Origin of the sequence: Streptomyces sp. cg40, from assembly GCF_050320165.1 — a bacterium.
GTDB lineage: Bacteria > Actinomycetota > Actinomycetes > Streptomycetales > Streptomycetaceae > Streptomyces > Streptomyces hokutonensis.
Map to the genome: position 1 here is coordinate 3,232,728 of NZ_CP190128.1, position 12,234 is coordinate 3,244,961.

The 12,234-nt window shown below is 63.9% G+C and carries 4 protein-coding genes, 1 tRNA gene and 3 rRNA genes; 1 reads left to right on the forward strand and 7 read right to left on the reverse strand.

Going from position 1 to position 12,234, the window contains the following annotated elements; translation table 11 throughout:
- The first annotated feature begins 65 nt into the window (after nucleotides 1-65).
- Nucleotides 66-2,816 (forward strand): SpoIIE family protein phosphatase, encoded by a 2,751-nt coding sequence (locus ACQHII_RS14005; RefSeq protein ID WP_427919628.1) that lies wholly within the window; start codon nucleotides 66-68, stop codon nucleotides 2,814-2,816.
- A gap of 51 nt (nucleotides 2,817-2,867) precedes the next feature.
- On the opposite strand, the gene ACQHII_RS14010 is transcribed toward ACQHII_RS14005, so the two are convergent.
- The 7 genes from ACQHII_RS14010 to dapA form a co-directional block, all read right to left on the reverse strand.
- Nucleotides 2,868-2,943 (reverse strand) — tRNA-Thr (locus tag ACQHII_RS14010).
- A gap of 95 nt (nucleotides 2,944-3,038) precedes the next feature.
- Nucleotides 3,039-3,701, reverse strand: coding sequence for a DegT/DnrJ/EryC1/StrS family aminotransferase (locus tag ACQHII_RS14015; RefSeq protein ID WP_381251305.1), 663 nt, complete (start codon nucleotides 3,699-3,701; stop codon nucleotides 3,039-3,041).
- Nucleotides 3,702-3,814: 113 nt separating this feature from the next.
- Nucleotides 3,815-3,931, reverse strand: a 5S ribosomal RNA gene (gene rrf / locus ACQHII_RS14020).
- 87 nt (nucleotides 3,932-4,018) lie between these two features.
- A 23S ribosomal RNA gene (locus tag ACQHII_RS14025) occupies nucleotides 4,019-7,142 on the reverse strand.
- Between the two features lie 305 nt (nucleotides 7,143-7,447).
- Nucleotides 7,448-8,973, reverse strand: a 16S ribosomal RNA gene (locus ACQHII_RS14030).
- Together the 16S, 23S and 5S rRNA genes form the textbook arrangement of a ribosomal RNA operon.
- 516 nt (nucleotides 8,974-9,489) lie before the next feature.
- The gene (locus ACQHII_RS14035; RefSeq protein ID WP_093629507.1) at nucleotides 9,490-11,175 is read right to left on the reverse strand and encodes a ribonuclease J; all 1,686 of its coding nucleotides are present in this window, start codon (nucleotides 11,173-11,175) and stop codon (nucleotides 9,490-9,492) included.
- Nucleotides 11,176-11,303: 128 nt separating this feature from the next.
- On the reverse strand, nucleotides 11,304-12,203 hold the full coding sequence (gene dapA, locus ACQHII_RS14040) for a 4-hydroxy-tetrahydrodipicolinate synthase (RefSeq protein ID WP_427919629.1): 900 nt from the start codon (nucleotides 12,201-12,203) through the stop codon (nucleotides 11,304-11,306).
- Nucleotides 12,204-12,234 lie beyond the last annotated feature (31 nt).

Genomic DNA, 12,234 nt, shown 5'->3' on the forward strand with positions numbered 1-12,234 from the left:
CGGTTCCGTCCGGCCTGGGCGGTGGCACGAGCACGAGCGGGCAGGCATCGGAGGGGCACCGCACCATGACCACCGGACTGCATCCTGGAGGAACGCCCCAGGATCCCCCGCCGACCGGGAACCAGCCGTTGCCCCGGCAGGCGCCGATCGGCCATGGGCCCCTGCCCGCCGACAACAGGCCGAGGAGTTCTGTGATCACCGCGCGCGCGGCAGCCAGCTTCGAGCCCGTCGGACGATCGGTCGCCACCGCGCGGTCCTTCGTCCGCGACACCCTGCAGGGCTGGGGCTTCGCCGACATCGTCGACGACGCCGTGGTCCTCACCAGCGAGCTGGTGACCAACGCCGTGGTCCACGCGGGCACGGCCGCGGATGTTCTGTGTCTACGGAGTGACGACGGCGTGCGGATCGAGGTCGCCGACCACTATCCGGAACGCGAAATCCCCCTCCAGGGGGCCGCGATCACCATGAGCAGCCCCGACCGCGAGGGCGGCCGCGGCCTCCAGCTGTGCGCGGCCCTCGCCAGCCGTTGGGGCGTCGACTACACGCCCACACAGAAGCTGGTCTGGTTCCAACTCGACCTCCCCGCCCGCCCGGTGGGCACCCGCGCGGCCGGCCCGTCCCTGCCCGCCGCCCTGCTCCCGCTCGCCGACGGCAGGGTCCGCGTCGCGGTCGTCCAGATCGACCGTACGGGCTCCATCGCGTCCTGGAACGAGGACGCCGAGGAACTCTTCGGCTACGCCCCCGAGCAGGTCACCGGCAAGCCCCTGACCGACCTCGCGGCCTGGCCGCACACCCCGGGGACCAGCACCGGCATCGCCGAGGCACTGCGCCTCTCCCGCTGGGAGGGCAGCTACGGCATCCGCGGCGCCGACGGCCGCGTGATCCCGGTGTACGCCTCCCACCTCCGCGTCCGCGACACCGGCGGCGAGCCGTCAACCGTGTGCCTCCTGGTGAGGGACCACGAACGCGCGGTTCTGCAGACCCCGTTGCGCGGCCCCGCCCCCGACGCCGCGTCCACCCCGGACGGCCAGAACACCGACCCCTTCGAGGTGTTCATCGGCTCCCCCGCACCGGACGACCTCGACGGTCTCCTCCAGCGCACGGTGGAGCGCGCCCGCGACATGCTCGACGGGGACTCCGCCTTCCTCCTCCTCGCGACGGACGACGAAACGGAGTTGGAGGTCCGCGCCTCCACCGGCCTGCCCTCCGCCCGCCAGCGCTTCGCGCGCGTGCCCGTCGAAGCGGGCCCCGGGCGCTACGGCTCCGCCCGCATGCCGGCCGTCCACGAGGACCTCCAGGCCGTCCCGGGCGCCGTACCGCTCCTCAGCGGCACCGGAATGCGCTCGGTCGTCACCGTCCCCCTGAAGGTGGAAGGCCGCCTCACCGGCTCCCTGGGAGTCGCCGCCGAGGGCCCCAACAAGTACTCGAACGAAGAAGCCCTCCGCCTCCAATTCGCCGCCGACCGCATCGCGTTGGCGGTCGAGTCGGCCCGCCTGGGCGAACTGGAACGCCTGCGCCGCGGCTCCCTCAGCTTCCTGGTCGAGGCCTCCGACCTCCTCGCCGGCACCCTGGACCGCGACCAGACCCTGGCCCTGATGGCCCAGATGACGGTCCCGACCCTCGCCACCTGGTGCGCGGTCTACACGATCGCCGACCAGGCCTCCGACCCGTACCTCTCGTACGTCCTGCACGAGGACGAGGAACTCATCGACGGCATCAAGTCGTTGCTTTCGAAGATCGCCCCTCCGGACCCGGTACCCACCCCCGGCGCCCGCGTCTGGGCCGCCCCCGCCGAAGCCGCCCACCAGGCGGCCCTCCGCACCTCCATGCGCAGCCTCGGCCTCGGCGAACCCACCCGCCGCGTCAGCTCCGGCATCGGCCCAACTCTCGCTACGGCCTCGGCAGTCGGCGGCGAAACAGTCGTCCTCCCCCTGGTCGCCCGCAACCGCGTCATCGGCATGCTGACCCTCGGCAAGCCCACCGACGAACACTTCCGCCAGGAAATCCTGGAACTGGCCGAGGACTTGAGCCGCCGAGCCGCCCTCGCCCTCGACAACGCCCGCCTGTACTCGGAGCGCACGGCCATCAGCCAGTCCCTCCAGCGCAGCCTCCTGCCCCCCGACCTCCCCCACATCGAGGGCGTCGAAGTCGAGGTCATCTACCGCGCGGCCGGCGAGGGCAACGAAGTAGGCGGCGACTTCTACGACCTCTTCCCCATCCGCGACGGCGTCTACGGCTTCGCCATCGGCGACGTCTGCGGCACAGGACCCGAGGCGGCCGCGGTCACCGGCCTGGCCCGCCACGCCCTCCGCCTGCTCGCCAGAGAGGGTTTCGGCGGCCCGGCGGTCCTGGAGCGCCTCAACTCCGCGATCCTCGACGAGGGCGCCCGCAGCCGCTTCCTGACCCTCCTCTACGGCGAGTTGTGGCCCCAGGAGGACGGCAGCGCCAAGCTGAAGGTGGTCTGCGCCGGCCATCCACTCCCGCTCCGCCTGCGCCAGGACGGCACGGTCGAACCGGCCGCCGAACCCCAGCCGCTCCTCGGCGTCATGGACGACCTGGAGCTCTACGAGCAGACGGTCACCCTCGACCCGGGCGACGTCCTCCTGTGCGTCACGGACGGCGTCACCGAGCGCCGCGAAGGCACCCGCATGCTGGGCGACGACGGCCTCACGGATGTCCTCACGACCTGTACGGGCCTCACGGCCGGCGCGGTCGCGGCCCGCATCATGCGCGCGGTCGAACGCTTCGCGTCGGACGCCCCGTCCGACGACATGGCCATCCTCGCCATGCGCGTCCCGGGCCTCCAGAAGGACTGACGCCCGAACATGCAAAAGGCCCCGCCCAATTGGGCGGGGCCTTTCAGTTACTGGAGCCCTCTAACGGAATCGAACCGTTGACCTTCTCCTTACCATGGAGACGCTCTACCGACTGAGCTAAGAGGGCCTGTCGCTTTCCCGAGGTTTCCCTCGCGGCGACGAAAAGAATCATACCCCGAACAGGCCCGTGCGCCCAACCACCGCCACCCGACCCCGACTCGATCAGAAAGCGGGCTGCAGCAGTCCCCCGAGCGCGTTGCACGCAGAAACGATCCGCTGCATCTCTCGCTTCGTCAACGACGCGTCGACCGGCAGCGCGAGCGTCTCGTCCGCGGCCCGCTCGGTCTCCGGCAGCGACACACACCGCCGGAACTCCGGCAGTCGATGCACAGGAGTCTTCACCGGCACCCGGCACTCAACTCCCCTGCCCCGCACGGCGCGAGCGAAGGCATCACGGTCCGGCCGCCCGTTCCCCGGCACGCGCACGATGTACTGCTGGTAGGTGTGCCCGTCCCCACCATCGGGCGTCCGCACCCCACGCAACTTGGCATCCAGATAGGAAGCCCGCTCCCGCCGCTGAGCCACCTCGTCGTACGGCGCCTCGGACTCCCCCTGCTGCAACACCAGCAGCCCATGCCGCTGCCCGACCCCGAGCAACCGCGCCATATCAGCCGACCGACCGAATCGATGTACGACAACTATCGCCGCCGTACGCGGAGTTACGGCCGCCTCGACAGCAGACGCGTCAAGGCAGTACGTCACCGGATCTATGTCGGCGAACACCGGCAGCCCACCCGCGAGAGTGACAGCCTCGGCGACTTCCACGTTCCCGAACGCCGGCACGACGACCTCGTCACCGAGTCCGACGCCTGCGGCCCTGAGCATTGCAGCAGTACCCATGCTCGGATGGTGATTGTGCAATGTGAACTTCAAGTGACGCCCAACAAAAAAGGGTTGGACCCCGAACCGAAGTTCAGGATCCAACCCTTTCAATACTTGTTCGGCGGCGTCCTACTCTCCCACAGGGTCCCCCCTGCAGTACCATCGGCGCTGTAAGGCTTAGCTTCCGGGTTCGGAATGTAACCGGGCGTTTCCCTCACGCTATGACCACCGAAACACTATGAAACACATCAACCGCACCGCACGTGACCTGTACGGGGTTGTTCGTGGTTTCAGAACCAACACAGTGGACGCGAGCAACTGAGGACAAGCCCTCGGCCTATTAGTACCGGTCACCTCCACCCCTTACGGGGCTTCCAGATCCGGCCTATCAACCCAGTCGTCTACTGGGAGCCTTAACCCATCAAGTGGGTGGGAACACTCATCTCGAAGCAGGCTTCCCGCTTAGATGCTTTCAGCGGTTATCCCTCCCGAACGTAGCCAACCAGCCATGCCCTTGGCAGAACAACTGGCACACCAGAGGTTCGTCCGTCCCGGTCCTCTCGTACTAGGGACAGCCCTTCTCAATGTTCCTGCGCGCGCAGCGGATAGGGACCGAACTGTCTCACGACGTTCTAAACCCAGCTCGCGTACCGCTTTAATGGGCGAACAGCCCAACCCTTGGGACCGACTCCAGCCCCAGGATGCGACGAGCCGACATCGAGGTGCCAAACCATCCCGTCGATATGGACTCTTGGGGAAGATCAGCCTGTTATCCCCGGGGTACCTTTTATCCGTTGAGCGACGGCGCTTCCACAAGCCACCGCCGGATCACTAGTCCCGACTTTCGTCCCTGCTCGACCCGTCGGTCTCACAGTCAAGCTCCCTTGTGCACTTACACTCAACACCTGATTGCCAACCAGGCTGAGGGAACCTTTGGGCGCCTCCGTTACTCTTTAGGAGGCAACCGCCCCAGTTAAACTACCCATCAGACACTGTCCCTGATCCGGATCACGGACCCAGGTTAGACATCCAGCACGACCAGACTGGTATTTCAACGACGACTCCCACCATACTGGCGTATGGCTTTCACAGTCTCCCAGCTATCCTACACAAGCCGAACCGAACACCAATATCAAACTGTAGTAAAGGTCCCGGGGTCTTTCCGTCCTGCTGCGCGAAACGAGCATCTTTACTCGTAGTGCAATTTCACCGGGCCTATGGTTGAGACAGTCGAGAAGTCGTTACGCCATTCGTGCAGGTCGGAACTTACCCGACAAGGAATTTCGCTACCTTAGGATGGTTATAGTTACCACCGCCGTTTACTGGCGCTTAAGTTCTCAGCTTCGCCAAGACGAATCTTGACTAACCGGTCCCCTTAACGTTCCAGCACCGGGCAGGCGTCAGTCCGTATACATCGCCTTACGGCTTCGCACGGACCTGTGTTTTTAGTAAACAGTCGCTTCTCGCTGGTCTCTGCGGCCACCCCCAGCTCACCGTGTAAAACGGATCACCGGTGATGGCCCCCCTTCTCCCGAAGTTACGGGGGCATTTTGCCGAGTTCCTTAACCATAGTTCACCCGAACGCCTCGGTATTCTCTACCTGACCACCTGAGTCGGTTTAGGGTACGGGCCGCCATGAAACTCGCTAGAGGCTTTTCTCGACAGCATAGGATCATCCACTTCACCACAATCGGCTCGGCATCAGGTCTCAGACTATGTGTGATCCGGATTTACCTGGACCACGTCCTACACCCTTACCCCGGGACAACCACCGCCCGGGATGGACTACCTTCCTGCGTCACCCCATCACTCACCTACTAACCGCTTGGACCGGCGGCTCCACCACTTTCCATTCCCCGAAGGGTCCGGAACGGCTTCACGGCCTTAGCATCACGATGCTCGATGTTTGACGCTTCACAGCGGGTACCGGAATATCAACCGGTTATCCATCGACTACGCCTGTCGGCCTCGCCTTAGGTCCCGACTTACCCTGGGCAGATCAGCTTGACCCAGGAACCCTTAGTCAATCGGCGCACACGTTTCTCACGTGTGTATCGCTACTCATGCCTGCATTCTCACTCGTGAACCGTCCACCACTAGCTTCCGCTGCGGCTTCACCCGGCACACGACGCTCCCCTACCCATCCCAGCCGCCGTTGGGCGTATATGCTGGAATGACACGACTTCGGCGGTACGCTTGAGCCCCGCTACATTGTCGGCGCGGAATCACTAGACCAGTGAGCTATTACGCACTCTTTCAAGGGTGGCTGCTTCTAAGCCAACCTCCTGGTTGTCTCTGCGACTCCACATCCTTTCCCACTTAGCGTACGCTTAGGGGCCTTAGTCGATGCTCTGGGCTGTTTCCCTCTCGACCATGAAGCTTATCCCCCACAGTCTCACTGCCGTGCTCTCACTTACCGGCATTCGGAGTTTGGCTAAGGTCAGTAACCCGGTAGGGCCCATCGCCTATCCAGTGCTCTACCTCCGGCAAGAAACACACGACGCTGCACCTAAATGCATTTCGGGGAGAACCAGCTATCACGGAGTTTGATTGGCCTTTCACCCCTAACCACAGGTCATCCCCCAGGTTTTCAACCCTGGTGGGTTCGGTCCTCCACGAAGTCTTACCTCCGCTTCAACCTGCCCATGGCTAGATCACTCCGCTTCGGGTCTTGAGCGCGCTACTGTATCGCCCTGTTCGGACTCGCTTTCGCTACGGCTTCCCCACACGGGTTAACCTCGCAACACACCGCAAACTCGCAGGCTCATTCTTCAAAAGGCACGCAGTCACGACGCACTGAGTAAACTCAATGCGCGACGCTCCCACGGCTTGTAGGCACACGGTTTCAGGTACTATTTCACTCCGCTCCCGCGGTACTTTTCACCATTCCCTCACGGTACTATCCGCTATCGGTCACCAGGGAATATTTAGGCTTAGCGGGTGGTCCCGCCAGATTCACACGGGATTTCTCGGGCCCCGTGCTACTTGGGTGTCTCTCAAACGAGCCGCTGATGTTTCGACTACGGGGGTCTTACCCTCTACGCCGGACCTTTCGCATGTCCTTCGCCTACATCAACGGTTTCTGACTCGTCCTGTCGCCGGCAGACGACAGAAGAGAGATCCCACAACCCCGTATACGCAACCCCTGCCGGGTCTCACACGCATACGGTTTGGCCTCATCCGGTTTCGCTCGCCACTACTCCCGGAATCACGGTTGTTTTCTCTTCCTGCGGGTACTGAGATGTTTCACTTCCCCGCGTTCCCTCCACATACCCTATGTGTTCAGGTATGGGTGACAGCCCATGACGACTGCCGGGTTTCCCCATTCGGAAACCCCCGGATCAAAGCCTGGTTGACGACTCCCCGGGGACTATCGTGGCCTCCCACGTCCTTCATCGGTTCCTGGTGCCAAGGCATCCACCGTGCGCCCTTAAAAACTTGGCCACAGATGCTCGCGTCCACTGTGCAGTTCTCAAACAACGACCAACCACCCATCACCCCCGGCTACCACCGGAGTTCACTGGGGCCGGCACTGAAGGAAGTTCATTCCCTCAGACACCCAACAGCGTGCCCGACACTCTTGCCGCTTCCCTCGACGTTCCACGCCCCGAAGAGCAGTACTGGAAGGAGAAGACAGTCACGAGTGCCGAATAATCAACGTTCCACCCTTGAGCAACCACCGTCGGACATGCGCCGACGTAATGGCCCTGGACCACCAAACAACGTTTGGCGGCCTAGATGCTCCTTAGAAAGGAGGTGATCCAGCCGCACCTTCCGGTACGGCTACCTTGTTACGACTTCGTCCCAATCGCCAGTCCCACCTTCGACAGCTCCCTCCCACAAGGGGTTGGGCCACCGGCTTCGGGTGTTACCGACTTTCGTGACGTGACGGGCGGTGTGTACAAGGCCCGGGAACGTATTCACCGCAGCAATGCTGATCTGCGATTACTAGCAACTCCGACTTCATGGGGTCGAGTTGCAGACCCCAATCCGAACTGAGACCGGCTTTTTGAGATTCGCTCCACCTCACGGTATCGCAGCTCATTGTACCGGCCATTGTAGCACGTGTGCAGCCCAAGACATAAGGGGCATGATGACTTGACGTCGTCCCCACCTTCCTCCGAGTTGACCCCGGCGGTCTCCTGTGAGTCCCCGTCACCCCGAAGGGCACGCTGGCAACACAGGACAAGGGTTGCGCTCGTTGCGGGACTTAACCCAACATCTCACGACACGAGCTGACGACAGCCATGCACCACCTGTACACCGACCACAAGGGGGGCACTATCTCTAATGCTTTCCGGTGTATGTCAAGCCTTGGTAAGGTTCTTCGCGTTGCGTCGAATTAAGCCACATGCTCCGCTGCTTGTGCGGGCCCCCGTCAATTCCTTTGAGTTTTAGCCTTGCGGCCGTACTCCCCAGGCGGGGAACTTAATGCGTTAGCTGCGGCACCGACGACGTGGAATGTCGCCAACACCTAGTTCCCACCGTTTACGGCGTGGACTACCAGGGTATCTAATCCTGTTCGCTCCCCACGCTTTCGCTCCTCAGCGTCAGTAATGGCCCAGAGATCCGCCTTCGCCACCGGTGTTCCTCCTGATATCTGCGCATTTCACCGCTACACCAGGAATTCCGATCTCCCCTACCACACTCTAGCTAGCCCGTATCGAATGCAGACCCGGGGTTAAGCCCCGGGCTTTCACACCCGACGTGACAAGCCGCCTACGAGCTCTTTACGCCCAATAATTCCGGACAACGCTTGCGCCCTACGTATTACCGCGGCTGCTGGCACGTAGTTAGCCGGCGCTTCTTCTGCAGGTACCGTCACTTGCGCTTCTTCCCTGCTGAAAGAGGTTTACAACCCGAAGGCCGTCATCCCTCACGCGGCGTCGCTGCATCAGGCTTCCGCCCATTGTGCAATATTCCCCACTGCTGCCTCCCGTAGGAGTCTGGGCCGTGTCTCAGTCCCAGTGTGGCCGGTCGCCCTCTCAGGCCGGCTACCCGTCGTCGCCTTGGTGAGCCATTACCTCACCAACAAGCTGATAGGCCGCGGGCTCATCCTGCACCGCCGGAGCTTTCAACACCCGCACATGAGTACGGGAGTATTATCCGGTATTAGACCCCGTTTCCAGGGCTTGTCCCAGAGTGCAGGGCAGATTGCCCACGTGTTACTCACCCGTTCGCCACTAATCCCCACCGAAGTGGTTCATCGTTCGACTTGCATGTGTTAAGCACGCCGCCAGCGTTCGTCCTGAGCCAGGATCAAACTCTCCGTGAATGTTTACCCGTAATCGGGTGCACACACACGAGAGCGGAACCCCCGGGCGGAATAGGCCCGACGGTTCACAGCGTCCTCGCTGTATGTTTTCTTCAAAGGAACCTCGCCCCAACCATCAAACTTGACGGCCGGAGACGGGGTATCAACATATCTGGCGTTGATTTTTGGCACGCTGTTGAGTTCTCAAGGAACGGACGCTTCCTTTGTACTCACCCTCTCGGGCTTTCCTCCGGGCTTTTCCCTTCGGTCTTGCGTTTCCGACTCTATCAGACCGTTTCCGGTTCCGATTTACTCGGTGCTTTCCAGGTTTCCGCTTCCGCGTTTCCCTTTCCGGCGACTCCGACTTTATCAGAGGTTCTGAGTCGGAATTTCCGGCCCTCCGGGAGTGGCTCCCGTACACACGAAGTGTCCGGGTTCCCCCTCAGGCGGAGCCGTAAACGTACTGGAGCGGGCCGCCTCGATGCAAATCGAGGCGGCCCGCTCCAGGTTCACGCGTACGAGGGGGTCGTACGACCGTCAGACCTCCACCACGACCGGGAGGATCATCGGCCTGCGTCGGTAGTTGTCCGAGACCCACTTGCCCAGCGTGCGGCGGACCAGTTGCTGCAGCTGGTGGGGCTCGACGACGCCGTCCTGGGCCGAGCGTTCCAGGACCTCCGTGATCCTCGGGACCACGTCCACGAAGGCGGAGTCGTCGATGCCGGAGCCGCGGGCCTGGATGTGCGGGCCTCCCGTGATCTTGCCGGTGGAGGAGTCCACGACGACGAAGACCGAGATGATGCCCTCGTCTCCGAGGATCCTGCGGTCCTTCAGCGCGGGCTCGCCGACGTCGCCGACCGAGAGGCCGTCGACGTACACATAACCGGCCTGGACCTTGCCCGAGATCTTGGCCTTGCCCTCGATGAGGTCGACGACCACGCCGTCCTCGGCGATGACGATCCGGTCGTGCGGGACACCGGTCAGGGCGCCCAGCTCGGCGTTGGCCCGTAGGTGGCGCCATTCGCCGTGGACCGGCATCAGGTTCTTCGGCTTGCAGATGTTGTAGAAGTACAGCAGCTCGCCGGCCGAGGCGTGTCCGGAGACGTGGACCTTGGCGTTGCCCTTGTGGACGACGTTGGCGCCCCAGCGGGTGAGGCCGTTGATCACGCGGTAGACGGCGTTCTCGTTGCCCGGGATGAGCGACGACGCCAGGATCACCGTGTCACCGGCGACGATGCGGATCTGGTGGTCGCGGTTGGCCATGCGGGACAGCGCGGCCATCGGTTCGCCCTGCGAGCCCGTGCAGACGAGGACGACCTCGCTGTCCGGGAGGTCGTCGAGCGTCTTGACGTCGACGACCAGGCCCGGCGGGACCTTGAGGTAGCCGAGGTCACGCGCGATGCCCATGTTCCGGACCATCGAGCGGCCGACGAAGGCGACCCGGCGGCCGTACTCGTGGGCCGTGTCCAGGATCTGCTGGATGCGGTGCACATGGCTGGCGAAGCTCGCCACGATGATGCGCTTGCGGGCGCCCGCGAAGACTTGGCGCAGGACGTTGGAGATGTCCCGCTCGGGCGGGACGAATCCCGGGACCTCGGCGTTCGTCGAGTCGGCGAGGAGGAGGTCGATGCCCTCCTCGCTGAGACGTGCGAACGCGTGTAGATCTGTCAGCCGACCGTCCAGCGGAAGCTGGTCCATCTTGAAGTCGCCGGTGTGGACGACCATGCCCGCGGGGGTGCGGATGGCGACCGCGAGGGCGTCCGGGATGGAGTGGTTGACCGCGACGAACTCGCAGTCGAACGGGCCGATGCGCTCGCGGTGCCCTTCGGCGACCTCGAGCGTGTACGGGCGGATGCGGTGCTCCTGGAGCTTCGCCTCGATGAGGGCGAGGGTCAGCTTGGAGCCGATCAGCGGGATGTCCGCCTTCTCGCGAAGGAGGTACGGGACTCCGCCGATGTGGTCCTCGTGGCCGTGCGTGAGGACGATGCCGTCGATGTCGTCGAGGCGGTCCCTGATGGACGTGAAGTCCGGCAGGATCAGATCGATGCCCGGCTGCTCCTCCTCGGGGAAGAGCACGCCGCAGTCGACGATCAGCAGACGGCCGCCGTATTCGAAGACCGTCATGTTTCGGCCGATTTCCCCGAGGCCGCCGAGTGGGGTGACCCTCAGGCCGCCTTCGGGGAGCTTCGACGGAGGGGCGAGTTCAGGATGCGGATGGCTCAAAAGACTCTCCTACCCATGCGCGCCACGTACCGGTGGGCACGTGGCGCGCATGACGTTCGTGCAAATGCAGTTATTGGATGTGGGGTGCAGGCGCCGAAGCCCTGCGTATTCAGTTGTGAAGTCTGTTGTCAGAGCTGTACCCCGCCGGCGGCAAGATCGATCTTGAGCTGGGCGATCTCCTCGGGCGAGCACTCGACCATCGGTGAGCGCAGCGGTCCGGCGGGCAGTCCCTGGAGGGTGAGCGCGGCCTTGGTGGTCATGACGCCCTGGGTGCGGAACATGCCGGTGTAGACGGGGAGCAGCTTCTGGTGGATCTCGGTGGCCTTCTGGACGTCACCGGAGACGTAGGCCTCCACCAGGGTGCGCAGTTCGGGTGTGACCACATGGCCGACGACCGAGACGAAGCCGACCGCGCCCACGGAGAGCAGCGGCAGGTTCAGCATGTCGTCGCCGGAGTACCAGGCCAGGCCGGTCCGCGCGATGGCCCAGCTGGCGCGGCCGAGGTCGCCCTTGGCGTCCTTGTTGGCGACGATCCTGGGGTGCTCGGCGAGTCGGACCAACGTCTCGGTGCCGATCGGGACACCGCTGCGCCCGGGGATGTCGTAGAGCATGACCGGCAGTCCGGTGGCGTCGGCGACCGTCGTGAAGTGGCGGTACAGGCCCTCCTGCGGGGGCTTGTTGTAGTACGGCGTGACGACGAGCAGGCCGTGTGCGCCGGTGCGTTCGGCCGTGCGGGCGAGTTCGACGCTGTGGTGGGTGTCGTTGGTGCCGACGCCGGCGATGACGTGGGCGCGGTCGCCGACCGCTTCCAGTACGGCTCGTACGAGATCCGCTTTCTCCGCGTCGCCGGTGGTCGGGGACTCACCGGTGGTGCCGTTGACGACCAGGCCGTCGTTGCCTGCGTCCACCAGGTGGGTGGCGAGCCGCTGCGCGCCGTCGAGGTCGAGCGCGCCGTCCGCCGTGAAGGGCGTGACCATGGCGGTGAGGACCCTCCCGAAGGGGGTCTGCGGAGTGGAGGTCGGAGCCATGGGGAACACGCTACTCGCTGCTCAATGCGGG